The organism is Neobacillus sp. YX16 (assembly GCF_030123505.1).
Lineage (GTDB): Bacteria > Bacillota > Bacilli > Bacillales > Cytobacillaceae > Neobacillus.
The window spans coordinates 5,648,003-5,674,402 of record NZ_CP126115.1 but is presented as its reverse complement, the minus strand read 5'-3'; the positions used below and the strand labels follow the sequence as shown (position 1 = coordinate 5,674,402).

General features: G+C 39.8%; 20 protein-coding genes and 1 pseudogene. 15 read left to right on the top strand and 6 right to left on the bottom strand.

Annotated elements, in window-relative coordinates:
* Window positions 1-14 precede the first annotated feature (14 nt).
* From QNH48_RS27820 to QNH48_RS27790, 7 genes are all read left to right on the top strand, one after another.
* Window positions 15-1,073, top strand: coding sequence for a zinc-dependent alcohol dehydrogenase (locus tag QNH48_RS27820; RefSeq protein ID WP_283952877.1), 1,059 nt, complete (start codon window positions 15-17; stop codon window positions 1,071-1,073).
* A gap of 74 nt (window positions 1,074-1,147) precedes the next feature.
* Window positions 1,148-1,942, top strand: a complete 795-nt coding sequence (locus tag QNH48_RS27815) for a sugar phosphate isomerase/epimerase family protein (protein ID WP_283952876.1) — start codon at window positions 1,148-1,150, stop codon at window positions 1,940-1,942.
* Between the two features lie 16 nt (window positions 1,943-1,958).
* Window positions 1,959-2,993 (top strand): Gfo/Idh/MocA family protein, encoded by a 1,035-nt coding sequence (locus QNH48_RS27810; RefSeq protein WP_283952875.1) that lies wholly within the window; start codon window positions 1,959-1,961, stop codon window positions 2,991-2,993.
* A complete protein-coding gene (locus tag QNH48_RS27805) occupies window positions 2,990-5,212 on the top strand; it encodes a glycoside hydrolase family 65 protein (protein WP_283952874.1) in 2,223 nt (740 codons plus the stop codon). Before QNH48_RS27810 ends, QNH48_RS27805 begins: the two co-directional genes overlap by 4 nt.
* Before the next feature lie 11 nt (window positions 5,213-5,223).
* Window positions 5,224-5,892, top strand: coding sequence for a beta-phosphoglucomutase (gene pgmB / locus QNH48_RS27800; protein ID WP_283952873.1), 669 nt, complete (start codon window positions 5,224-5,226; stop codon window positions 5,890-5,892).
* Window positions 5,893-6,133: 241 nt separating this feature from the next.
* Window positions 6,134-6,490, top strand: coding sequence for a nucleotide excision repair endonuclease (locus tag QNH48_RS27795; protein ID WP_095251874.1), 357 nt, complete (start codon window positions 6,134-6,136; stop codon window positions 6,488-6,490).
* Window positions 6,491-6,545: 55 nt separating this feature from the next.
* Complete coding sequence (locus QNH48_RS27790) at window positions 6,546-7,466, top strand: TRM11 family SAM-dependent methyltransferase (RefSeq protein ID WP_283952872.1); 921 nt, start codon at window positions 6,546-6,548, stop codon at window positions 7,464-7,466.
* 291 nt (window positions 7,467-7,757) lie between these two features.
* Here the strand turns inward: QNH48_RS27790 and QNH48_RS27785 are convergent, their stop codons facing one another.
* Window positions 7,758-11,306, bottom strand: a complete 3,549-nt coding sequence (locus QNH48_RS27785) for a S8 family serine peptidase (RefSeq protein WP_283952871.1) — start codon at window positions 11,304-11,306, stop codon at window positions 7,758-7,760.
* A gap of 1,864 nt (window positions 11,307-13,170) precedes the next feature.
* On the opposite strand from QNH48_RS27785, the gene QNH48_RS27780 reads away from it, so the two are divergent.
* The 4 genes from QNH48_RS27780 (at window position 13,171) to QNH48_RS27765 (ending at window position 16,856) form a co-directional block, all read left to right on the top strand.
* Window positions 13,171-14,199: an ATP-binding cassette domain-containing protein gene (locus QNH48_RS27780; RefSeq protein ID WP_283952870.1), complete on the top strand. Its 1,029-nt coding sequence runs from the start codon at window positions 13,171-13,173 to the stop codon at window positions 14,197-14,199.
* Complete coding sequence (locus tag QNH48_RS27775; RefSeq protein ID WP_283952869.1) at window positions 14,196-15,011, top strand: ABC transporter permease; 816 nt, start codon at window positions 14,196-14,198, stop codon at window positions 15,009-15,011. The genes QNH48_RS27780 and QNH48_RS27775 overlap by 4 nt, the downstream gene beginning before the upstream one ends.
* 100 nt (window positions 15,012-15,111) lie before the next feature.
* The gene (locus QNH48_RS27770) at window positions 15,112-15,792 is read left to right on the top strand and encodes a response regulator transcription factor (protein WP_283952868.1); all 681 of its coding nucleotides are present in this window, start codon (window positions 15,112-15,114) and stop codon (window positions 15,790-15,792) included.
* Window positions 15,789-16,856, top strand: coding sequence for a sensor histidine kinase (locus QNH48_RS27765; protein ID WP_283952867.1), 1,068 nt, complete (start codon window positions 15,789-15,791; stop codon window positions 16,854-16,856). Before QNH48_RS27770 ends, QNH48_RS27765 begins: the two co-directional genes overlap by 4 nt.
* A gap of 81 nt (window positions 16,857-16,937) precedes the next feature.
* Here QNH48_RS27765 and QNH48_RS27760 read toward each other — a convergent pair whose 3' ends face one another.
* The 3 genes from QNH48_RS27760 to QNH48_RS27750 are packed head-to-tail and all read right to left on the bottom strand — an operon-like array spanning window position 16,938 to window position 20,887.
* Entirely contained in the window at window positions 16,938-18,029 is a 1,092-nt protein-coding gene (locus QNH48_RS27760) for a GerAB/ArcD/ProY family transporter (RefSeq protein WP_283952866.1), read from the bottom strand.
* A gap of 34 nt (window positions 18,030-18,063) precedes the next feature.
* On the bottom strand, window positions 18,064-19,278 hold the full coding sequence (locus QNH48_RS27755) for a Ger(x)C family spore germination protein (protein WP_283952865.1): 1,215 nt from the start codon (window positions 19,276-19,278) through the stop codon (window positions 18,064-18,066).
* Complete coding sequence (locus tag QNH48_RS27750; RefSeq protein WP_283952864.1) at window positions 19,268-20,887, bottom strand: spore germination protein; 1,620 nt, start codon at window positions 20,885-20,887, stop codon at window positions 19,268-19,270. Before QNH48_RS27750 ends, QNH48_RS27755 begins: the two co-directional genes overlap by 11 nt.
* Window positions 20,888-21,015: 128 nt before the next feature.
* On the opposite strand from QNH48_RS27750, the gene QNH48_RS27745 reads away from it, so the two are divergent.
* Entirely contained in the window at window positions 21,016-21,258 is a 243-nt protein-coding gene (locus QNH48_RS27745; RefSeq protein ID WP_283952863.1) for a YczF family membrane protein, read from the top strand.
* A 208-nt stretch (window positions 21,259-21,466) separates the two neighbouring features.
* On the opposite strand, the pseudogene QNH48_RS27740 reads toward QNH48_RS27745, so the two are convergent.
* Window positions 21,467-21,631, bottom strand: a pseudogene (locus QNH48_RS27740) (phage tail protein); the annotation flags it as partial.
* A 450-nt stretch (window positions 21,632-22,081) separates the two neighbouring features.
* On the opposite strand from QNH48_RS27740, the gene QNH48_RS27735 reads away from it, so the two are divergent.
* Together QNH48_RS27735 and QNH48_RS27730 are read left to right on the top strand one after the other, a co-directional pair.
* Window positions 22,082-23,383 carry a GntP family permease gene (locus tag QNH48_RS27735; RefSeq protein ID WP_283952862.1) on the top strand — a complete coding sequence of 434 codons (1,302 nt, stop codon included), beginning with the start codon at window positions 22,082-22,084 and terminating at the stop codon, window positions 23,381-23,383.
* An 18-nt stretch (window positions 23,384-23,401) separates the two neighbouring features.
* On the top strand, window positions 23,402-24,538 hold the full coding sequence (locus QNH48_RS27730; protein WP_283952861.1) for a glycerate kinase family protein: 1,137 nt from the start codon (window positions 23,402-23,404) through the stop codon (window positions 24,536-24,538).
* A 39-nt stretch (window positions 24,539-24,577) separates the two neighbouring features.
* Here QNH48_RS27730 and QNH48_RS27725 read toward each other — a convergent pair whose 3' ends face one another.
* On the bottom strand, window positions 24,578-25,606 hold the full coding sequence (locus tag QNH48_RS27725) for a CdaR family transcriptional regulator (protein ID WP_283952860.1): 1,029 nt from the start codon (window positions 25,604-25,606) through the stop codon (window positions 24,578-24,580).
* 150 nt (window positions 25,607-25,756) lie between these two features.
* Here QNH48_RS27725 and QNH48_RS27720 point away from each other — a divergent pair, with 150 nt between their 5' ends.
* Window positions 25,757-25,972 carry a hypothetical protein gene (locus QNH48_RS27720; RefSeq protein ID WP_283952859.1) on the top strand — a complete coding sequence of 72 codons (216 nt, stop codon included), beginning with the start codon at window positions 25,757-25,759 and terminating at the stop codon, window positions 25,970-25,972.
* The last annotated feature ends 428 nt before the right edge of the window (window positions 25,973-26,400 follow it).

Below are 26,400 nucleotides of genomic sequence, written 5' to 3'. Positions count from 1 at the left end.
GAGGTTATATTGATATGAAAAAGCTAATTGCTGCAGCACCTAGAGAAGCTGCATTGGTGGAATATGAAGATCGTGAAATTAAACCGAATGAAGTCAAAATTAGTGTAGAATTCGCTTCACCAAAGCACGGGACGGAAGTAGTTGACTTCCGCGGAATCACTCCGTTTATGGATGAGGATTTCAATGAAGAATGGCGTATGTTTATGCCCCGTGAAGAAGGCTCTAAACCAGGGATTGTGTTTGGTGAATTTCAGCTAGGAAACATGATCGTGGGTAAAATCGTGGAAGTTGGAAGTGAAGTAACGGATTACAAATTAGGGGAAACGGTTTGTACGTATGGCCCTATCATGGAAACCTTGATTGCGAATGCCGTTGATAATCACCGCCTGCGCAAAATGCCAGAGGGCGGAAAATGGCAAAATGCTGTTTGCTACGATCCAGCTCAATATGCGATGGCTGGCGTTCGTGATGCGAATGTTCGTGCTGGAGATTATGTGGTGGTTGTCGGATTAGGTGCGATTGGCCAAATCGCGGTACAGCTTGCAAAAAGAGCAGGAGCGAGGATTGTGATTGGGGTTGACCCATTGGCAAATCGCTGTGATATTGCTCTACGCAATGGTGCTGACTTCTGTCTTGATCCAACGGCTTGTGATGTTGGCTATGAAGTCAAGAAGCTCACCAATAAAATGGGTGCTGATTCCATCATTGAAACAAGTGGAGTGGCAGCTGCCCTTCAAGCAGCATTAAAGGGAATTGCCTATGGTGGAACGATTTCCTATGTAGCATTTGGTAAACCGCTTCCGGCAGGATTGAATTTTGGACGTGAAGCGCATTTTAACAATGCGAAGATTGTCTTCTCTCGTGCTGCCAGCGAGCCGAATCCGGATTATCCGCGTTGGAACAGAAAACGGATTGAAGATACGTGCTGGGAATTGTTAATGAACGGTTATCTAAATTGTGAGGATATTATTGATCCGATTGTCCGCTTTGAAGAAAGTGCAGAAGCGTATATGGAATTTGTCGATCAACGTCCGGAGTTAAGCATCAAAATGGGAATCAGATATAACAAGTAATCATGTGTGCCGCCTTTCAATAGGCGGCCTATCCATAGAATGAACATCAAATCTCTTTCATGGAGGAATAGACGATGAAACTCGGAACACAAAATCAAGCATTTTTTCCAGAGAATATTAAGGAAAAGTTCCATTATATAAAAGAAATTGGATTTGAAGGCTTTGAAATTGACGGGAAACTGTTAGTAGACCATCTCGATGAAGTGAAAGAAGCCATTGCGGAAACGGGCATCCCCGTTACCACCGCATGTGGCGGTTACAGTGGATGGATTGGGGATTTTATCGAAGAGCGCAGGCTAAACGGGCTGGAAGAAATCAAACAAATTCTTGAAGCACTCAAAGAAGTGGGCGGAAAAGGAATTGTTGTTCCGGCTGCTTGGGGAATGTTTACGTATCGACTGCCGCCAATGGCTTCACCAAGAAGCCAGAATGGTGATCGAAAAGCTGTAACGGAATCTCTTGTTTATCTTGACAAGGTAGCGGAAGAAACAGGGACAACGATTTACCTTGAGCCATTGAATCGCTATCAGGACCACATGATTAACACCCTGGCAGATGCGCGCAGTTATATTGAAGAAAACGGATTTAAGAATGTAAAAATCATTGCCGATTTCTATCATATGAACATCGAAGAAGATAATATTTCTGAAGCACTACGTAAAAACCGTGACCTAGTCGGCCATATTCACCTTGCTGATAACCACCGTTTCCAACCGGGCAGCGGTTCACTCGATTTCAAGAAACATTTTCACACATTAAAAGAAGATGGCTATGAAGGTTTTCTTACCATTGAATGTCGTGTAAGAGGCAATGACCTTGATGGGGAATACAGACAAGCCGTAAAACACCTGAGAGAATCCTTACGTTGAAAGGAAGATGACCACTGTGAAAAAGAAAGTTGCGATTATTGGAGCAGGACAAGTAGCTGAAAAAGTCCACGTTGCTTACTATCAAACACGAGAAGAACTAGAAATCGTCGCAGTTGTCGGTACAAATCCTGATAAGGTGAAGGAATTCGCTGAGAGAAACCATATTCCGCGTTTTTATACGGATGCAGAAGAAATGTATGCAGCTGAGAAGCCGGATATTGTGAGTATCTGTACCCCAAACAGGTTCCATTGTGAGAATGTCCTGCAGGCGATTGCAAATGGCTGCGATGTGATGTGTGAAAAACCCCCAGCTATTTCTGCTGCTGAAGCGAAGGAAATGAAGGAAGCAGCCGAACGTAACCACTGCCTGCTCGCTTATGATTTCCATCACCGGTTCGCAGAGGATGTCACCATTCTTCGCGAAAAAGTGAAGGAGGGTGTCCTTGGAAATGTCTATGTGACGAAAGCAAAGGCATTAAGGCGTTGCGGCATCCCAGGATGGGGAACCTTCACAAATAAGGAAGTACAGGGCGGAGGACCACTGATTGATTTGGGGGCACATATGCTTGACGCAGCATTATATGTACTCGGATTCCCGAAAATTGAAAAAGTCACAGCAAAAATGTATCAAAAGATTGGAACGAAGAAATCAAAAGGTACCCTCGGTGAATGGGATCCGACTAAATTTGATGTCGAGGATTCACTGTTCGGATTTATTGAGCTTGAAGGCGGCCGCTTGTTACAAATCGAAACATCCTTTGCACTGAACATGAAAGAAGACTCTGTCATGAACGTTGAGTTCTTTGGTACAGAAGCTGGTGCGACACTCTTTCCTGCTCAAATTTATACAGATGAAGGCGGGGAACTTGTTACTCTTTTAAATAGAGAAACCGCTGACCCTGATCGACATACGAAAAGCATGGGAGCCTTTGTCGATAGGTGCTTAGGTAAGGATGTTATGGTGGCAGATGGAAAGCAAGGATACGTCATCCAACAAATGATCGAGGCATTATACCAATCAGCTGAAAAGGGTGAAAGTGTATCATTATGAAAACGAAACAAGTAATTTACGATAATAATTTTGATTTGCACTCACTTAATAAATTTTCGAGTGTTATGGCTTTAGGAAATGGCTATTTAGGTGTCCGGGCTGCCCATGAGGAGGACTATACCGGTCAAATTCGCGGGATGTATGTGGCGGGTGTCTATAATAAAGCAACGGCCAATGAAACGTCTGATCTCGTCAATTTACCGGATATTGCCGGTATGTTGATTGAGATTGATGGCATTAATTTTTCCATGCTTGAAGGCGAAGTGCTTTCTTATGAACGAGGTTTATCACTTGAGACTGGTGAGTTAAGGCGGGAGTTCATCTGGAAAAATAAAACGGGTGCCCGCTTTAAGTTTGTTTTCCAACGTTTTGCTGCCAAGGACCATCTACATTTGCTTGCCTCAAAGGTTACCGTCGCTAGTTTGGACAAACCCGCGAGAATCAAGATGATCACCGGAATCAATGCCCAGCAGACAAACTTCGGCAGACAGCATTTAATCGAAGAAAGTGTTAGAGTTTTTAACGAGGAAATCCTCCAAGGAATCTATCAAACAACTGAAACAGGAATTATAATTTCGATTGCAGCCAGCATACATGCCCCTGGGGCAAGCCGGATTTCTTTCTCTGCAAAAAACCGCCAGTTGAATGCATCGATTGATGGAGATCTTGTAAAAGATGAGCCGTTTGTATTTGAAAAAATCGGAACCGTTTACACCTCACTTGAGAGTACGAATCCTGATCGTGATAGTTTAGAAAATCTTAAATCTAACAGTTTACTAGGCTATGAGGCTCTGCTTGAAAGATCGGCCTCTAAATGGCAGGAGTTTTGGCAGGCAAAGCGAATTGAAATCACCTCTACTGATGAATTCGACCAAACCGCCATGGATTTTGCTCTCTATCATATGGAGATCATGACGCCTGCTCATGACGAGCGTTTCAGTGTCGGTGCAAAAGGGCTAACGGGTGAAGGCTATAAAGGACATGTCTTCTGGGATACGGAAATCTTTATTGCTCCTTTTCATCTGTTCACAGAGCCTGAAACGGCGAAAAAGCTTTTGCGTTACCGTTACCTTCATTTGCAGCAGGCAAAGGAAAAGGCAGCCCAAAACGGTTATGAAGGTGCGTTATTCCCATGGGAAAGTGCCATGACCGGAAAAGAGGAGACACCTGAGTTTGCAGCAATCAACATCCGGACGGGAACCCGGCAAAAGGTGGCTTCAGCAATAAGTGAGCACCATATCGTTGCGGATATTGCCTTTGCCGTTGTCCAGTATTTCCAAAACACATTGGATGAAGAGTTCATGAGAAATGAAGGCCTTGCACTGCTTAAAGAAACGGCACAGTTTTGGATGAGCCGTACAGTAGAAGAAGGTGGCAAGCTTTCCATCAAAGATGTAATCGGGCCGGATGAATACACAGAGCACATTGACAACAATGCCTATACGAATTACATGGCGTACTACAATGTAGAACAAGCCCTTTATTTTATGGATCAATTCCAGCATACCGATGAACAGCTTTTCAACAGAGGAAAGGACTTCTTGAACACTTTGTATCTTCCGAAGCCTAATAAAGACAAGATTATTCCACAGGATGATACGTTCTTATCGAAGCCTGAAATTGACTTGACCCCGTATAAACAAACACAGGGAAGTCAGGCGATTTTGCTGGATTATTCGCGTGCTGAAGTCAATGAAATGCAGATTCTGAAACAAGCAGATACCGTGATGCTGTTGTATCTGTTCCCAGATTTGTTTCCAAAAGAGGTAGTCGCGAAAAACCTCCATTATTACGAAGCACATACCATTCATGACTCTTCGCTCAGCAAGGCTATTCATGCGATTGTTGCAGCGCGCTGCGAGGATGAGGAAGCAGCCTACCGTTTCTTTAAGGAAGCATGCTTAATCGATTTAGGACCAAATCCGCATTCCTCTGATGAAGGAATACATGCCGCTTCTTTAGGAGCCATTTGGCTGACGACTATGTTTGGGTTTGCGAATATGTCGCAAAGAACGGGCCGTCTCAATTTTAATCCTAAGTTACCTGAAAATTGGTCAGAACTGGTCTTTCCACTTACCTATCAGGGGCGGAAGCTTAAAGTGAAGCTGACTCACCAGCATTTCGAAATCACGAAGCTTTTAGGGCCGGACCTAGCCATCGAGATTAACGGCAGGGACTATCTTTTGAGTGACACCGTTGAAGTTGAAATTAAGAATTAGGGGAATGAGATATGGATAATAAACGGATAGAAGCTGTTGTTTTTGACCTAGATGGAGTGATTACCGACACGGCACATTATCACTTTCTTGCATGGAAGCAGCTTGCAGAAGAAGTGGGAATCACGATTGATGAAGTATTTAATGAAAGACTGAAAGGAATCAGCCGTATGGATTCCCTTGAGTTAATTTTAATAGAAGGAAATCGCCAGAATGATTTCAGCTTAGCAGAAAAAGAAGAAATGGCGACGAAAAAGAATCTGCACTACTGTGAGTTCTTAAAGGAATTAACACCAGAGGCTGTTTTACCGGGAATCCTCGAATTACTTGCTGCCATCAAAGCAGAGGGGATTTCAATCGGACTTGCTTCTGTTTCAAAAAATGCGGAGACGGTGTTAAAGGCGCTACAGTTAGAAGCGGCATTTGATTACTGTGCAGATGCAGCGAAAATCAGCAAATCAAAGCCAGATCCAGAGATTTTCCTCACAGCCTGCAAAGGACTCGGGGCTAATCCTGCCTATGCGATTGGCATTGAAGACGCGCAAGCGGGGATTGAAGCGATAAACGCTAGCGGTATGTTTGCAGTGGGTGTCGGGAATTATCTTACTGATGCGAATTACAAGGTTGAAGCCACATCCCAGCTTAATTGGGAGAAAATAAAGGAAAAATATTTCTTACAATAATAGTAGCTATCTAAATATGCCTGTAGACAAATTCTATTTTTTTAGATGTTTACAGGCATTTTTTATAGGTAAAACGGGAGGTTAGACAGTTGAATATTTTAGTAGCAATGGATTCCTTGAAGGGAAGCATGTCATCACTGGAAGCGTAAGTCAGCGTTTTAAAAAGATGATATCAGGAAATAGTAATAATAGATGATTTGTGTTAGCATATACAGCGATATAGAAAAGGAAGTGAGCTTGCGTGATTCAAATAACTGTTCCAAAACCAGACGTTACGATTACTAAACAGGACAATCCAGAGCTAAGTAATATTTATGGCTTTACCGATTTTCACCTCATCACTCGTGAAAAAGGCGGCATTTACATGTTTTATAACAAAAACGATGAGCTGCTGTTTGTAGGGAAAGCAAGGAAGCTGCGCCCAAGAATCAAAAAGCATTTTGAGGATACGGTGTCTCCCATCAAAAACCATCGTGATGAGGTCACAAAAATTGAAGTTTGTGTCATTGAAGATCCCGTACATAGAGAAATTTATGAGACGTTTATCATTAATGAATCCAAGTCGAAGTACAACGTCGACAAGGTGTTTTTTAGATAATGAATGAGGCAATGGGGAGATCCTATTGTCTTTTTTATATGGAAAGGTGAGGGGAATGGGTATCTATATCTATACTTACGCCAGCTACGAAGATGAACATTCATTGCGTGCTTTGGAGATGCGTTCATTATTTGGGAATGAGTCTCAAACGAGTATTTTGGAGAGTTCGGTAAAAGTTGATCCGAGTCGGAGTCCGTTTATGAAAGAAAGAATAGCCTTTATTTTTGAAGAGGAGAGTTATCACGAGCTTCTTGAAAAAGTCGCAGCCTTGCAAATAAGGGAAACCTTTAAAGTGGTGTATGTCAAAATTGGCAGTGTTGAGGAAACCTTCGAGAAACGGCGCTCCATTGAGAGGGAAGTCGGTTTACAAATCAAAGGTATGGCTGATATTCGGCAGCCGAAGCGATTGTTTGGGGTCATGAATATCAACGGAAGATGGGTATTCGGAGATTATGTGGAAAGTCAGTCTGTGTGGTATGAACATCAGCAGAAGCCCCATCATTATTCCACTGCACTCAGCACCCGTGTAGCAAGAGCAGTTGTGAATATTGCTATTCCGAATCCAAACGGGATAAAGGCGATTGATCCTTGTTGCGGAATCGGAACGGTCCTGGTAGAAGCTCTTTCAATGGGGATTGATATCGCAGGGAGTGACAATAACCCTGTTATTTTAGCGGGAACACGAGAGAACATCGCACACTTTGGTTTTTCATGTGAAGTGAAGTTTGAAGATATGCGAAACATCACGAAGCATTACGACGTTGCGATTATCGATTTACCCTATAATTTGTGTTCGGTTATTTCACCTGAAGTGCAGCTTGAGATGCTTCAAAGTGCCCGCAGGTTTGCGGATAAAGTTGTAGTTGTAACGGTTGAACCGATTGATGAGATTCTACTTGAAGCGGGATTTGTGATTGTTGATCGAGCAGTTGCGAAAAAAGGGGTATTTATTCGTGAAGTGATTGTCTGCAGGTAAGATGGGAAGGGTAAATATATGATTGTCAGTAGGTACCCAAAATTCAGGCGGTTTTTTACATACAATTTTCTCGAAACGTCCCACATAGAGTACGAATACCAGAAAAAGGTCGCCAATCTGGTCCTATTCCATGTTTCCAACCAAGACAAATACATTTCGGGCAGCGAAATCTATATTGACGGAGCGGGATCTCTTTTAAAAAAGAATACGCTTTTTTTGAGCAAAAGAAAAAGCTATCAAATTCCTAAAATAAATAGGAGCGATAGCTTTTTCTTAAATCAAATGAAGGTTTTATGGTTGTTGGCCAACTGTTATTTGTTCAGGTTGTGTTGTCGCTTTAAGTCCACTTTTTGTAACTAGATCAGCCGACATGTAATACGTACCATCTGGCAGATCAGATTTAGGTGCCCATTGGGTTCGAAGTGTGTGTTCATTTTTCACTTCAAAAGAATCGACTATCTTTCCATTTCTATCTTTAATATTAATTGTCCAGTCTATTCTGTTTGAAGCGTAACTAATAATTTGTGCTGGATTATTTTTGTTAACATTTTCCGTCGGACTTACATAGAAAAAAGAAATGATCATTTCTTGATTAACATAGCTTGGATCTCCCCAAACTGCGTATGATTGATTATAGGCATAGTCGGCCGCTAAGACGACAACACTTTTTGGTTCATTATTTACAATTAAAGAGGTTTCCCCTGGGGCAATATCCTTATATTGTCCATCAACCCAAAGAACAGCTCCTAAAAAGTCACTTCCATTTTCATTATCTTTTGCCTTAAAGGAAATTTCAAATCTTCCATCCTTTGGCGTTACTTGGATATCAGAAACCGTTGGAGCAATCGAGTCTACTTTAATTGGCATTTTCACTACCTGAGGTTTGGCATTTGTGTAATCTAATGTCGTTTTTATCACATATTGATAAACTCCATCAGGTACAAATTGTCCAGACTTATCTTTCATATCCCATAAATATCCGCCAATTAAATAATCACCATATGCCATAATATTCTTTCCGAATTTCCATGGCTTTCCTGTATATTCGCTAAAGTCACCTAAATATTGAATGTTGTTTCCTGATTGATCTTCAATATACATCTCGGTTTTTTGTACATTACGTAAAGTGGTAAAGGTAGAATAGACACCATTAGTAAAGAAGTTTGGCGAGAAAGCAATATGATTAAGATTAAATCTTCCCGTAGCTGGATCATATCCCATTGGATAACGTTCTGATGTATCATCCCAAAGGGCGGTATAGCCTAAAAATGCATCTTGCTCCCATGCTGCAGGGTCAATATTTTGTGGCTTATCCCATTTTCCATAGAAGCCCATATAAGGAATGGATAAAGGTACAGCTTTATTTTGGTCCTTTGCTACTGGAACCAAACGGACAAACCCTTCTACAAAACTATTTTTCTTTAATGAATCCGGTAAAGATATATTAACTGTTAGCATTTTTGTTTGACCGGGTTTAATTTTAATAGATGCTCCTTCTGTTTGTGTTACTTTTTTATCATTCACAGTAATATCTACACCATTAATACGGTCACTTGTTAAGGTTAGATACTCCTTGGAGTCCAAAGTACCATCATTGTCTAAATCAAATTCTTTCATTTCAGTGTTATCTATTAGCACATCAACATAAACCTGGTATTCAATATCATCTTTATTTCCTTTAGGAGTGTCAAATGCTTCAACGTTCAATTTAAAACTAGTATTTTGACCAATTTCTTTCAGAGCAACGGCCCCCGTTTGTTCTAAAGGTGCGTTTTTACTTGTGACAATGACCGGTGTATTAATGGCATTTTGAATTTGCATTAATCCAGATCCTTGTACTCTTGGTGAATACGGTACGGCTCCATTTGTTCTTGGATCCATAACAACCTTTGCAGTATTCATTAATGCTAATTTTGCTTTTAAAACCGTGCTTTCTGAATGTGGCATTCCTTTTTCATAAAGTGCCTGCAATAACAATGCTGAACCGCCTGCAACCTGAGGAGCTGCCATGGATGTTCCGCTCATTACTTCATAGTCATTTCCTGGTACAGTGGAATAGATATTTCCACCAGGAGCAGAAATCTCTGGCTTAAAATCTAAAGTATGCGGTGAACCAATGGATGAAAAATCGGACATCGAGTCTTTCTTTGCGTTTTCTACCCAAGTACCACCTGATACTTTCATCTGAACCGTTTGACCACTTGTCAGTTTTTTGATCAATTCTTGACCAACCGCTTTGCCGGTTGTAGCTGCTGGAATGGAATAAGGACTTAAGCCTAGGTATGTGTAGTCAGCCATATCATCTGGTGGAATAATAATAACGGCTAAAGCTTCTCCATAACGTTCCGCATCAAATTGAAAATTAGAATAGTAAGAATATTGATCCTGTAATTTTACCACAGCAATTTTATCTTTTACTTTTGGTTGACCACTTTGATCTAAATAATCAGCTTTTTTAAGTCCGTTACCTACATATACAAGGTCATAACTTTGATTTGGTGATAAAGCTTTAGATAGTTTAAAGTTATATTGCGTTTGATCTTGGTAAGGAAGCTGATAACCGTTTGCATCAGCTAGAGTATTATAATGAATTTTTGAATTTTCATAGGAAGCAACAGATACAGCATATGGACTTATAGATGGTGCACCTACTACTCCAATATCGGGATTATCTGCATATGGTTTTAAAGAAGATAATATTAAATTATTTTTAGTACTGTATGATGCATTACCAGCTGCTACGACAACAAGGGTACCATTTTTTGTTGCCACACGAATAGCTTTTTGAATAGGGTCATCCTCTTCACTTACAAAGCCTGCATCAACACCTAAACTCATGTTGATAACATCTGCACCCATTGTAACCGCATGTTCGATTCCTGCGATGATATCATCCTCAAAGGCTCCGCCGCCATTATCTGAAAATACCTTCTCAGCTAAGATCTGAACGCCTGGTGCAATCCCTTCTACACCGCCATTTGTTTCATCTCCGCTTGCGCCAACTGTACCAGCAACATGCATACCATGAGAACTTCCTTCTGGCCCAGGAATGACATTTGTATCGTTGTCTGCCCAATCATAACCTGTAGGTACTTTATCGCTATACCAAACTTCGTTAACTTCTGTCTCTTGAAATTTAGAATTGATGCTTGCTTGAGTCCATTTTTCTTTATCTTTTGCTTTATCAGATAGTTTCATATCTTTGTGCGTATAATCAATCCCAGAATCAACGATCGCTACTAGTAAGCCTTCGCCTTTATAACCATATTGGTTCCAAACTTTTTGGGCCTGTACTAATTCCTTACTGGCTCCCATAGTCGGCTGGAATGTGTTTGCAATATGTACATTCGTAACCCCTGGAATAGACTGGATATCTTTAATATTCTGAAACTCTGTTTCTAAACTAAATCCATTAAACCCTTCAAAAAAACGATGCTTCACTTTTGTAGGAGATTTTGATTTAGATTTATTTTTCTTTGAGAATTCATCAATTACCTTGTCTTGCTTTTGCTTATATAATGTTTTTTTGTTCTTGGCGTTTTTATCAATTTCTGTTGGTTGTTCAACTTCTACGATTAAACGAACCACATCATTTGGGCTATATGGTTTAGCCAAACCTTCCTTTTTAGAGTCTTTAGAATACAAATCATCCTTGCTAGTTTCTTCATTATCTTTATTAAAAAATAATGGCCTTCCTTGCTCCGCCGTTTTTCCAATCGTATGAGATTGTGGTGTTGTGTCATTGCTTTCTGCAAAAACAGTAAATGATGATGAAAAAATTAATGATGTTAAAGCTGCAGTGGACATCACCTTAAATAGATTCTTTTTACTTTTCTTCATAAACGTAGCTCCTTTTCTATTTTTAAATATAAAACTTGTGATCCTAGAATCTATAAGCTTTATTTTTTTTTACTAAAATGATTGAGAGATTAGTAGTTTATAATTTTGGTAAATATAAACTGTTTGGTAGGATAACGGTCATTGATGTTAGTAGGTTTTGGGATGGATGTGAAAAATTCTATAAATAGGGAGTTAATTTATGACTAATTCAAATAATAAAGCGGCTTAATAATAATGTAAATTGGGGGAATCTTAAAAGGAATCGTTCATTCAATTACTTAATTTTTATATTTGTTTATTAAATAAAATGTCGCAAAGACTAGATTAAAGTAGAACTATCATTTATTTGTCGAAGGGTATTGTCGATCGTTTTTTTTAGAAGTAGAAAAACTGGGGGAAACTAGTAAAAATTCATTCCATTTTTATGACTATAGTAAAAAGAGAAATATTACAGTTTTATTGCTAATCTAATCGTAATTGTGAAGAGAACGGTTAATTAGGTGGGTGAACATTATCTTAAATTGAACAGAAGCCCTGTCCTCAGCTACGAGGATAGGGCTTTTCATTCAGGTAACGATTATTAGCACAGGCATTCAAATAAAAGAGTACCGTTACGTTTGTCATTGCAGGTCACAAGTCCTTAGTTCCGGAAGAATAAATAGTAATTCTAAAAATTTAACAAGTATAAAATCTTTTTGTTTTTCCAATTAAGATTTTTTAAATTTCAAAACAAAATTATTAGATACTATTTTTGATTTTGTCGAATATCTAAAGAATCAATGTTGATTTCAACCCCAGTTTTTGCACTTAATATTAACAAATAGTTTGGATAATCATTTTTAATTTCCTAATATAACATTTGCTAACGCTTTTGGAACAACTTCGGTTAACCCTTTCATCCTCATTCCTTTTCCACCACATAAAATGACTACCTTCAATAGAAGCATCCTTTCGATATCTTTCTATGTTTTTCAACACTAAACATCATATGAACGAGGATAGAAAAAGGATACGGGTCATCTTATTTAATAGTTTGGCTCTGTTATTATTCATCGTTGATTTTCGTGTAGGGTTGAGAATTCATAGGCGGATAATTTCCAGCTATTGTATATAGAGGAAGCTTAGAAAGCAGATATACGCGGAGATATTCCGGTTAAATACTTTAAATAAGACAAAATCCAAGGATTTGGATACAATAAGCGGAAAAACTCCGCTTATTTTTAAGGAATTAATTGTATTTCCTAAAATAAACGGAAAAACTCCGCTTATTTTCCAAACACAGTGAAATCAACATTCAGTTTTAACAGAGCCAATAGTTTATAATGAAAACGCTTGCGATTGCTGGATGCAAAATAAACCTTACATAAATACAATGCAGATTTTTAATTTAGGAGAAAAGAAAAATGGAGCTAAGTTCTATCGTAATGATAGAATTTGGCTCCATTTTTTTATTGGTTGGCTGTGTTAAATTGGGCTGTTGATTTGTGCTCCACTAAGGAATGCTTCATCGAATAATTACCGCAGGGACAGGCGGTCTTTGCCTGTTCCGAGGCGCTTCGCTTTCCGCAGGCGGTTCGGGAAGCCTCCTCGGCGCTAAGAGATAAGCGGGGTCTCCCCTGTCCCGTCCTCCTGGAGGAGTCTCGCGCCTTCCGCACAAATCAACAAGGTTCTAAAAGCAACATTTACCTTTAACACAGCCTGTTGGTTAAAAGCCCCTTTTGAAAAAATCTTCTCAATCGTTCCGTTCATATTCAGTTCATAAATGTCATTTATACTTCTGTAACAGATGGAGGGAATACATTACAAGCGTTCATTATTCATCTAAAAAGTCTAGGTTTCAATCAGATGAAAAGGGAGGATACCCATGAGTAGAGAGTATAAAAAATTAGATATAAAAAATGGAGATTGGGCTGTTGAGGCACACGGACTTGCTAAAACGTTCGGTGATAATCGTGCTGTTGATGGTGTAGATCTAAACGTGCGTGCCGGTGCAATCTATGGGGTACTCGGTCCGAATGGGGCAGGAAAAACGACCACAATCAGAATGCTGGCTACCTTACTGAGGCCGGATTCAGGGTCAGCGCGCATTTTCGGATACGACGTAGTCAAGGAGCCACAAATTGTCCGACAATTAATCGGAGTGACAGGTCAATATGCCTCGGTCGATGAGTCACTCAGTGCTACGGAGAACTTAATCATTTTTTCCACCCTGCTAGGGTTGAGTCGTAAAGAGGCACGGAGTAAGGCAGCAGAATTACTTGAGGAGTTTGGTTTAACGGAAGCCGCGAAGCGTCCATTGAAAAATTTCTCCGGGGGTATGCGCCGCCGGCTGGATTTGGCCGCAAGCCTCATTGCCCAGCCGCCGCTCATCTTCTTGGATGAACCGACTACCGGACTCGACCCGCGGACTCGCAATCAAATGTGGGATACCATCCGCACCCTGGTAAAGTCAGGGTCCACGGTTCTATTAACTACGCAGTATCTTCAAGAAGCAGATGAACTCGCCGACCGGATCGCGGTGATTGATCACGGTCGAGTAATTGCAGAGGGTACGGTGAATGAATTGAAGGAGTCTGTTGGTCATTCATCTTTGCATTTGAACATTCAACATTCACAGGACATCTCAAATGCTCGTATCATGGTTGAACGGGTGCTCAGGGTCCAGACAGCAGTTTCTTCAGAAGGCGGGAGGATTACTGCCCCGATGGCAGATGCCGACCGGGTAACAGACCTGTTGATCGCCTTGCGTGAGGCGGGAATTCAACTCGCTGAGTTCAGTGTTCAAAAGCCAACCCTAGATGAGGTTTTTCTGACCATTACCGGCCAAGATATCGAAAATGATAGATCTAAACTTTCAAATAATCCAGAGCAAGGAAGAGAGGTAAGAATATGAAACGTCATTCAATCGTGCCGGCCGCTGAACGCCAGCTGCTTAATAAAACGAGCTTCTTCCAAACGGTACAACAATCATTAACCATGGCCTATCGTGGCTTGTTAAAGATACGGCGTACGCCTGAGCAATTATTCGACGTCACCCTGCAGCCAATAATTTTTACCTTGATGTTTACCTATATTTTTGGCGGGGCTATCTCGGGAAATGTGCAAAACTATTTGCCGGTTATTATACCTGGGATCCTCGTTCAGACGGTCATCACCACTTCCATTGTCACGGGTGTCCAATTGCGGGAGGACATGGATAAAGGCGTGTTCGACCGATTTAAGTCACTGCCAATTGCTCGCATTGCTCCGTTGGCAGGAGCCCTGTTAGCAGACACTATTCGTTATACGATTGCGACCGTTCTTACTTTTACCATGGGCTATATCATGGGTTATCGTCCAGAGGGAGGTTTGGGCCATGTCGCCATTGCTGGGCTTCTCGTGGTAGTCTGTTCATGGGCGATTAGCTGGATTTTTGCTTTCTTCGGTGTCATTTCGCGTACGGCATCGAGTGTACAGGGGATCTCGATGATTGTTCTTTTTCCGCTCACGTTTCTCTCAAATGCTTTTGTTCCAGCAGATACCATGCCCGACTGGCTCCAATGGTTTGTGAAAATCAATCCCATCTCGCATCTTGTTACAGCTGTGAGAGAGTTGACCAACACTGGCACAATGGGCGGGGACCTTACAATCTCTCTAATTGGTGCTGCTCTTATTGTGGCAATCTTTGCACCCATCACTGTCCGTGCCTATATGCGTCAGACATAGTTGTGAAAAGCTCTTGTTCGTATACAATAAAAGTTAGCACCTATAAGGGATCGCATACTGACTGGCGGTTCCCTTTATTTTTTATAAAGGAATGAACAATATGGCAAAAATATTAATTGTAGATGATGATCTCCACATTCGGGAGTTAATTCATGTCATTCTTTCCAAAGAAGGACTATCGACTACAGAGGCGGCAGACGGAAAAGCTGCATTATCCTTACTCGAAACGGAAAAAATTGATTTGATTATTCTTGATATTATGATGCCGAACATGGACGGCTGGGCATTTTGCCGAGAAGTCCGTTCCTATTATTCCGATACACTACCGATTTTAATGCTGACGGCTAAAGGGGAAACAGCTCAAAAAGTAAAAGGCTTTGGTCTTGGAGCAGATGATTATATGGTTAAACCGTTTGCTGCAGCTGAACTGATCGCTCGGGTAAAAGCATTGCTCAAGCGCTATCAAATTACGATATCTAATCGAATTAAAATCGGTAATGTCGTGATTGACCGTGCTTCCTACAAAGTATCAGTAGGTAATCAGGACATTACTTTGCCCCTTAAAGAATTTGAACTTTTATTTAAGCTGGCAACACATCAGCAGAAAACTTTTTCTAGGGAACAATTAATTGAGGATATTTGGGGATTTGATTATGAGGGCGATGAACGGACCGTTGATGTTCACATTAAACGGCTGCGGCAGCGGTTTTCCCAGGATGATTGTCCCTTTAAAATCACTACAATTCGCGGACTTGGCTATCGACTGGAGGTGTCACATTGAATCTGCCTGAAATCATGAAACGATTCTTAGGGTTTTCAGCCATTACAATCGCTCTTCTAATAGGATGGTCCGCTGCCTATTGGTTTACATCCATGCTTTATGGTGCAATCCATTATCTTCCTCATGAATTTCCCAGACAGTTAATCAACTCGTTTCTTGGATTTTTTCTGTTTGGAATCGTTATGTATTTAATAACAAGAATCCGATGGGTCAAATCAAAACAGGATAAATTTCTTCATCCAATCATTCAAGCATTGAGAATGATAGCTGAAGGAAACTTTAATATTGATCTTTCTTATTATCGGAATCAAATGGGCGGCCGAGATGACCATCCTTATTATAAGATTATTGAAAGCATTAACCATATGGCCGATAAACTGGGAGAAATGGAGGAAATGCGCCAGGAATTTATCTCGAATGTCTCACATGAAATTCAGTCTCCGCTGACCTCTATTAGTGGGTTTGCTTATGCGCTAAAGAACGATGATTTAAGCCCTGAGGAGCGCAGCCATTATCTGCAAATTATCGAAACAGAAAGTATCAGGCTGTCAAAATTGAGTGAAAATCTGTTAAAACTCACTTCTTTGGAGTCTGATCATTTATCCCTTGAACTAAAAAACTATCGTTTAGATCATCAGCTTCGCCGAATCATTCTTGCTTTTGAACCACTATGGGCAGAGAAAGCTATCCACATGGATATCTCCCTTGAAAATATAACGATCTTAGCAGATGAAGACCTGATGGATCAAGTGTGGATTAATTTACTTCATAACTGTATTAAATTCACACCAAACGGAGGTACCATCAAGGTTGAGTCATACAAAACAGACGATAGCCAATGGAAGGTAAAAATAAAAGACACCGGAATAGGCATGAATAATGATACACTTATGCATATTTTTGAGCGATTTTATAAAGCCGATCCATCTAGAAATTCGAATTCGGGAGGCAGTGGTCTTGGACTGTCTATTGTCAAAAAAATAATAGATTTGCACCAAGGTGAAATTCAGGTCCTAAGTGAACTTGGAAAAGGAACAGTAATAACCGTTAGTTTAACCCCATAGGTTATTGAAGCAATCATTCGCCATACTTGACAAGGGTATTTTTGAGGCAGCCCCTTGTCCTTTATCATTTATTCATGACTACTACTTATTTCGGTTTTTTAAAAAGGCAATTCCTAAGAGCAGTAAGGGAAAAATGATAAAGAAGAAAGGGAGCAAATAGCGTGTAACAAATTTCAACCCTTCCTTTAAATGCTCAGCATAGCTGCTTGCGATTGTAACAGACATGAACAAAATAACCATCCCCATGGGATATGTTAACCTTGAAGGTTCTTTTATCTTAAATATGACCGCAGTGCTTGCAACGGCTGCATAAAAATATATGCTTACTTTAAAATAAATACAGATGACGGTAGATATCATAAAAAAAACATCAAGACGTTCGAGAAAATCTGCTACTTGTATGCTTTGAATAGTACTTAAAAGCGGAAATTGCGAGCGGACAGTAAGGTCAACCCCCAATACACCAATGTTAATCGCCATGGTAATGGCAAGATTAATTCCGCTTAGCCCTATTGCAAAAAGACCTATTTTTTTCGCTTTTTTTCTGTTTGTTATATAGGGGAAAATCATTGAAAAAACGATTGCTTCCCCGAATGGAAAATATAGGGTTTGAGTTAAAACTAGTCCCACAATAGGTGAAATGCCTTGCTCTAGTATAGGTTTTAAATTATTTATATCAATGAGCCCAGAGAATAGAATTAGAATAAAACCAGTAATAGCAAGGAAATAGATAAAAAAGAAAAATAATTCTCCCGTCCTTGCCACAACCTCAATACCTTTGCTAACAGCATAAATAATAACCAGCATCAATAAGGCATTTACAATAAATAAGGGAGTTTCAAGATAGGCAAAGGTCAGGAGCATTTCTCCAAAATCGCGAAGTACCCTGGATGCCGAATACATAAACAAAATAATATAACAAAAGGCAAGGATTGTACCTAGTATTTTTCCAAGCAGCTTTTGCATATATTCCGGGGGGGCTAACTCTGGATAATAAAGAAATAAACGGTAATTTACCCAGAATAAGAATAGACCTCCTAACATTCCAAACAGTATGGCCAGCCAGGCGTCTTGTTTGGCATCACTTGCCAAAGGTACCAAAATCGCACTGCCGAGCTCAAATAACAAGATCAGGACAAAAAGCTGGTATAAGCTTATTTTTGCCTTTTCCACGCTTTTGTCACATCCTTTTCATCCGTTTTAATTATTACTTATTAACTTGGTGGGGGTTGTTACGTAATCCTGTTCGACGAATAAAGGCATCCACTACTATATCTGCTTTAACTTCTGGAAAATAAACATCATTCCATTCAGACTTCATTTTTTTCCAAGCTTCAGGATTTGAGCGATGAAGAGTGTCTCCAAAACCAAAAATATCTGACTTATTTTTTTGGGCCTGCTTTAAAGCCATAGTCATTTCTTTTTTTATTTCCTTTTCTATTTCTTTTTCTATTTTTAAAAGAACATCGGGATTATTAAGGTCAGTGGGCACACTTGCCTCACCAATATTTCCCTCCGCCTGCACCTCGATTGAAACGCGGGGCTTTCCTTTTTCCATTTTTACCATTACATTTGTTTTTTGTCTGGTTAATTCATATAATATAGCTTCGTCTTTTCCTTCCCACTTTACACCAAATGCAGATGCATTTAATTTGTCGAGGAGGATTACAGACCCTCTTGCTGTCTCACCATCAATCCATTCGGTTAACTTCCCATTTTTAAATATCGCAAGACTCCCTGCGTAAAGTAATGAAGAGGGTTCTGTTTCCTGAGTATTCTCCATCTTTTGCCCTTTATCTACATCTCCGCTTACACGAAAACCCGAAACAACCAGTTCCTTACCAGGCGAGACAAGTGTCTTTATCGCATCTTGCATATTAACAGTGATATTTTCTCCCCATTGCTTTTCAGTGAATTTTAACGTTTTGATTACTTTATTTGATGGGATTTTATCTATGGGTGTTAACACTTTAACAATGTCGGAAGCTTTCGATCCCTGGGCAATCACAATGATTGCAGTACTCCGGAATTGCGCATCACGTTCAAGGGGATCGAGAATATGACTGATGGATTTTTCTTTTGCAAGATCCTCACTGATGACAATTAAATTTGTATGAGCATAATAAAGTCTTCTTGATAATTTACGGGATGTCCTTCTGCTTAACTCAACAATACTATTTCCTGTTCCGGTAACTATGGAAACGGGAGGTCCTTGACTCCCGCCGCCGCCTTGCAAACCGCCTGCGACGTTACCCGGATTGATAATTTGCATAGTGCCAACATATCTGCCTTCTTCGTTCTTGTCTATTCCAATGGCAGCAACAATAGCCAAGTCGGTTAATTCCTTTTTGCTCCAACAACCTGATAAAAGGAGGGTATTACCTAAAATTACTAAGAAAAACAAAAATTTTTTAATTTTCATCCTGGTCACCTTTTTCTAGTACAGAGTTGACCATCCCCCTGCCTTCAGGAGGTTTGGGTTTCTGATGATCGCCTACCCGATTCTCGTTATCACTGCTAATAAGTGCTGGTCGTTTTTTTTGTGCCCAAAGTGGCAAACGGATAATTGTATCGCCCATGTTAGCCAGGATAAGGGGGGCCATTGGCGTTAAATAAGGTACCCCAAAAGACCGAAGGCTGCATAAATGTATGGCTAGAATGATGACACCCAATATGATCCCGTAAAAACCAAAAGATGCAGCTGCGAACATAAATCCAAAGCGAATGAGACGTGCAGAGATGGCCACTGCAAAAGCAGGAGTTGCAAAGTTGGCAATGGCAGTAATAGCTACAACTATGACCATAGCAGGGGAAACAATTCCTGCTTGTACGGCTGCTTGACCGATAACCAGTGCACCAACAATTGAAATCGCTGAGCCTACCGCTCTAGGCATCCTTATTCCTGCTTCACGGAGGATTTCAAAAGCAACTTCCATAATCAGTGCTTCGACCAATGCGGGAAAAGGGACTGCTTCCCTCTGGGCAGCGATTGCAACTAACAGCTGTGTTGGTATCATCTCCTGGTGAAAGGTTGTCACGGCAATATAAGCAGCTGGTGCAATAATAGAGATAAAGAATATTAAAATCCTTAAGAATCTTAGTGCAGTGGCAATATCAGCACGGCCATAATAATCTTCTACCGACTGGAAAAATTGGATAAAAACAGCCGGTGCGATCAGGACAAATGGCGTTCCATTCACAATGATCGCAACCCTGCCTTCTAGGAGATTACCGGCAACCATATCTGGCCTTTCAGTATGATAGAGAGTTGGAAAAGTAGTAAATGCCTGGTCTTCGATAAGCTGCTCAATATAACCTGATTCAAGAATACTGTCAATTTCAATTCTTTTTAATCGATTCCGGACTTCCCCGACAATTTCATCCTTTGCTATGCCTTTTATATACATAATGGAAACATCTGTTTTCGTGACGCTGCCAATCTTCATATTTTCCAGCCATAAATTGGGGTTTTGAATACGTCTGCGAATTAAAGCGGTATTGGTACGAATGGATTCGGTAAACCCATCTCTCGGCCCCCGAACCGTTACTTGGCTGCCAGGTTCTTGAATGGAACGCTGCTCTCCACCTCTAGTACTGGCACTTAGTGCTTTTTGTGCACCATCAACCAGGATAATACTCTCACCAGACATTAAAGACAGGAACAGGTTGTCCCAATCAGTGATTTCTTTAACATCACCCAGCGCTACTACCTCTTCAAAAAGGAATTCAAAAATTGATCGGCTGTTGTGAATGGAACTATTATTCATAATCGATTCAATCAAAAAGTCGTTAATGGCCTTACTATCTGCAATTCCTTCTACAAAGACAACAGCTGCATTAGGTCCTTTGCCATCTCCAAGCTGTAATTTTCGGATGACAACATCAATGCTATTCCCTGTTTTTTCTTTAATGTAATTTATTTGATCCTGTAAAGAACTATGAATTGCTTTGGATGACATTTCGCTATATTGAGCATGTTTCTTTTGCAGTTTTAGTTTTTTTACTTTTTTGGATAGGGAAAATAAAGACATTGTCACTAAACCTTTCCTGCTTTTTTCTTATTTTCCACTAATATTGAAAAGGTATTCCTCATTTTCTAGAAAGTACCAGTACAATTCCATAAGGAATGCGGAATTCTATATAAATAGGTGATATGAAAATGAAAATAATCTTTATTACAATAGCCATGTTAGCAATATTAATGAGTTGTTCATTAGGAATGGACCTCTTGTTGGGATTTGAAATGAAAACCGCTTGGCGTAATGCAATAAGCCCTTTTAGAGTAATGGAAATTCCTGAATACTTTGCCTTTATTTTTCTAATCGCCATTTATTTATTAAAGAAACTATTTAGTTTGGTTAATAAAAGGATAAGCAGAAAACTATCGAAGCTTTTAGAATAGCTAAGTGATTTAAGTCGAGTAAGCGATTTTGTTCTGTGGAAATGTTAGGGGAATGGGACCTATATCTATACTTACACTTTAGTGGGTTGGGATTTAATCGGATTGAACCGTACCATAAGTAAATGAGGTTTTTGCGAAAAAAGTTAACAGCACCCTCTAATTTGATGGAGAGGTGCTGTTTTGTTATTTAGTGTTTTTACTTACTTTACTATTCTCCTTTAAAGACAAAAAATGAGCCCCGAATGGTTCCAGCTAGTTTTGACTTCTGCCTGGCAAACTTAAACTTACCTTCTAACTCTTTTGGTACCTCCATCCCCTCAGAAAGCTTAAAACCAACAGCTCGTTTCGGCCTAGACCCATCAATCGTATACAATGGATAGACTTTTAATATTTGATGAAATTCCAGTTTTTCTATTCTGTGCTGGTAACAAAATATACATATTTATAACTAACCCGAATCTATTAATTGATTTGGGGTAGTTTTACGTCCAGTGCTTGATATTACTGCTTTTTTATAGTTAACTCCAATTGAAAATTCTCTTTTAGTGCATATGCACAATATTATTTGTTGTATTATCAATTGTTTGAGGAGCATTATGTAACTAAAATGAAGGTGTAGTAAATGAAAGGGCTTTTATGAAAGCGTTCTAGAAAGGGGTCACCAGTAGATAGAAAACGAAGAGTCTGCAAAAACCTAAAATGAATTATTGTGCAAACTCTTAATAGACCATTAGATTTACAAGCTAAATAAATTTTAAATTCAAGGTAGATAAAAGCACCTTTCATAGTAAAAGAGTTCATAAAACAATTAGGAGGATGTAATATGACAGCAGCATTAGATATTAGCTGGATTGGCGCATTAAGTGGGCTTGCGTTGGCAATCATTTTGATTTTGTTTAGATTAGCACCAACTTATGCGTTGATTTTGGGAGCGATTGTTGGCGCTTTCATCGGTGGAGCCAACTTTGCAGATTCAGTTTCAATCTTGGTTACAGGAACACAAAGTGTTCAAGGAACGGTCATTCGTATTATCGCTGCAGGCGTTTTTGCGGGTGTAATGATGGAATCTGGAGCAGCGGAAACCATCGCAAAAGTAATTGTAGATAAACTCGGTGGAACAAAGGCGATGCTGTCACTGGCATTAGCGACCATGATTATCACAGCAGTAGGTGTATTTATTCCTGTTGCCGTACTTATTGTTGCACCAATTGCATTGTCTGTTGGAAACAAAATGGGTTATTCCAAAGTTGCTATCCTCGTTGCTTTGTCAGGCGGCGGTAAAGCAGGTAACATTATTTCTCCAAACCCGAATACCATTGCAGCAGCAGGCGGCTTCAAGCTTGACGTTAACCAAGTAATGATTGGCGGACTTGTCCCTGCAATTTTCGGAGTAATTGTAACCGTTATTATTGCATCAATCATTAAGTATAAAGGCACAAAAGTAACAGATGCGGAAGCAGCAGAATTAGAAAAGGCAAGCTCTACTAATCTTCCAGTTTTGTCAAAAGCCCTAGTAACCCCTGTTATCGCTATTGTTCTATTGATGATTAGCCCTATTGGCTCAATGATAGGGGTTGAGACATTAGCGAAACTGAAAATTGATTCCTTGTATATCCTGCCGTTTGCAGGTGTAGTAGGTTCCCTGGCGTTAGGCAAGAGAAAACAAATATTAGAATATTGTACAGCCGGTTTAAATAGGATGACACCAACGATTTTGATCATTATTGGTGCAGGTGCAATTGGCGGACTAATTACCGCCTCAGACCTTCCTGAACAGGTTGTTGCCCTGGTAGAGGTCTCTGGTATTTCTGGTACATTCCTTGCACCAATTGCAGGTGTATTGATGGCAGCAGCAACAGCATCAACGTCAACAGGTGTCATTTTGGCTACTGGTTCATTCTCAGATGCTATTTTGAATACAGGTGTAGCACCACTGGCAGCTGCAGTTATGACGCATGCCGGTGCTACGGTGATTGACCATCTGCCACACGGAACTTACTTCCACGTTACGCGTAATGCTATGAACATGACCATGAAAGACAGAATGAAAGTTGTCGGATATGAAAGTATTGTTGGTTTAACGATGACCATTGTAGCAATAATCTTGTTCGGATTTATTTTATAAAAGAATGGAGTGTAAGTGATGGGGAAAACATTTTTATTGGCACCTGATTCCTTTAAAGAAAGCATGACGGCAAAAGAAGTTTGCGAAGCAATGGAAATTGGTATAAAGAGAGCGATTCCGGATGCTGAATGCATTCATGTACCAATGGCAGATGGCGGTGAAGGCACCGTCCAGTCGTTGGTAGATGCAACCGGTGGTACATTAATACAAAAAGAAGTTACAGGGCCCCTTGGTACACCAGTTATGGCACAGTATGGAATTCTGGGAGATGGCAAGACAGGTGTTATTGAGATGGCATCAGCAAGCGGGATTCATTATGTTACGAAAGAAACAAAAAATCCTTTCATTACAACTACCTTTGGAACAGGTGAATTAATTAGGGATTGTTTAGAAAAAGGAATAACAGACATCATTCTGGGTATTGGCGGGAGCGCTACGAATGATGGCGGCACCGGCATGGCTGCAGCACTGGGATATAAATTCCTGGATAAAGAAGGGAAGGAGTTGCTACTTGGCGGTGGATATTTAGGTGAACTCGATACAATCGATACGTCTGATGTTAATCCACAATTAAAAAAAATAAACATTTTAGTAGCATCGGATGTAACAAATCCATTGTGCGGTGAGCGCGGTGCTTCGGCTGTCTTCGGTCCGCAAAAGGGAGCGACTCCTGAAATGGTTGAAATTTTGGATAAGAATTTGAGGCACTACAGTAAAGTTGTAACAGAGCAGATTGGAATCGACATGATCGATATACCTGGTGCTGGTGCTGCTGGCGGTCTTGGTGGAGGATTGCTTGCATTTACTAATGCCACAATGAAAAAAGGAATTGAAATTGTTATCGAGTATACAAATTTAAAAGAAAAGCTTCATAATGTGGATTACTGTTTTACAGGAGAGGGCGGCATCGATTTCCAAACAAAATTCGGTAAGGCCCCGTATGGAGTTGCCCAGGCAGCCAAAAGTGTTAGCAGAGGCATTAAAGTAATCGCCCTGGCAGGTTATGTTGGTCAGGATGTTGAAACTTTATACGATGAAGGTTTTGACGCCATTTTTGGTATCGTTCCAGGAGCAGCAGATATTGATACCTTGCTGATAAAGGGGAAGGAAAATGTTAGCCGCACATCTGAAAGCATCGCCCGCTTATTAAAATAAAAATGAAAAATAACACATCAGATATTGGTGTGTTATTTTTCATTTCACCCGATTAATCAGTATAAAGATTAGTTCAACGAGGTCCAATATATTTTTGGGATCTTTGCCGGTAATTTTATTAATCCTGTTTAATCTGTAGTTCAATGTATTTCTGTGGATAATAAGCCGGGTTGCAGTTTCATTGGCGTTCAGGTTACAGCTGAGATAAACCTGCAAAGTTTTTATCAATTCATCATTTTTATCAAGTAAATGGGCAGGCATTTCTGCTTTTGAATCGTTCTTTTGCAGTTCGGCCATATCAGCGATAAATTCACATCTCGAATAGGAAATGACTTTTTCATTAAAAAAAATACCCTTTAATACGCGCATGGCTGATTTGGCCTGCAAGAATCCCTCAAAAATTTTATCATTCATTTTGCTAATGGAAATGAAAGCATCTGGAAACTGGTTTTCCATCTGTTCTTGCAGTAATTCAATCTCATTTGCTTCCTGAACTACAATACAATATGAATGATTGGATATTTTAAAGGAAGGGAAATTATTAATGATTTCATTGTCAATATTATAAGGAAATTCCACATATAAAATTTGGGAAGATTTATTTATCATGATACCATAAGCTAATGCCTGGTCAGTTAGTTCCTTCGTATATGTTGTATCTGGGTCTGTAATTAAGTTAAAAAACTCCTGTTTTAAGTTCTTTTCCAGATTCTCTTTTTTCAATGAAACGCTTTGTTCAATTAATAAAATAACTGCTGACTTAACAAGGTTTGCAAATGGCCTTGTTTCCACAACCTCGCCGCTGATACCTACCACTCCGATAATGGCTTCATTTAATTCAATTGGCAAGTTAATGCCCTTTTTTACGAATTCTTCATCCTTTTTAATTTCTATAATTTTCTTTTGTTTTATGGCAGCCACCGCTCCATGGTGCAGTGTACCAATCCTTTCTTTATTTCCACTCCCGATAATTACGCCTGTTTTATCCATGATATTAATATTAAAAGGAATATCATTCATCATTTTATTAACAATGGTTTGAGCCTGAGTATGTGTCAATTCATACATATCTGTTGCTCCTTCATAATCAATTGTCTAAATTATATGCATCCATTCATTTATTTTCAATATAACTCTGGGTCTAAAAATCCCCCCTTTCTAATATAGATGAACTATATCTAAATAGTAATACCATATTAGAAAAGGAGTGGATTGAAGTTGAACACAGAAATTGATCTTTTTCAGTTGGCTCAAGATTATGCAAATACTCGTCATAATGGACAACTAACTATAATGAAGTTTTCAGGAAAATGGAAAGCATGTTTTGGAACACCATGGTCTGAAAACATACGAGAAGATATTTCTAAGATGGTAGAAGGTAATACACTTGAGGCATGTCTGCTTAAATTACTTAAAGACCCAGTGAAGTTTTGACAAAGAGAGGGACACCCCTTCTCTTTTTTTTGTCTCCTCCTCCTCTATTCCGCCCCAAAATCAGGAAAATACCTCATTTAGATGCGCTACGGGGAACCGTATCATAAGTAAATGAGGTTATAAACTGATTAACGTTACTAGGGGAGGAATTCAGGTAGTAGGCGTTGGAATGTTAACATCTTTACTAATACTAATTCTAGCAATCTCCACGATGTATATTTAATTGCAAATGATATATGTAGTCGTCCAACCATTGAAATAAATGCCAGACGATTACATAATTTTTTGGAAGGTACTACATGTTATTGATCGGAGTACATTAAATTACATAGCTATTATCGTGGCGGATTATTGTACATGATACTTGGAGCGAACTATTATTCGATTTTGCTATCAGAGAAAAAGGGAACGAACCGTATTGGCATACA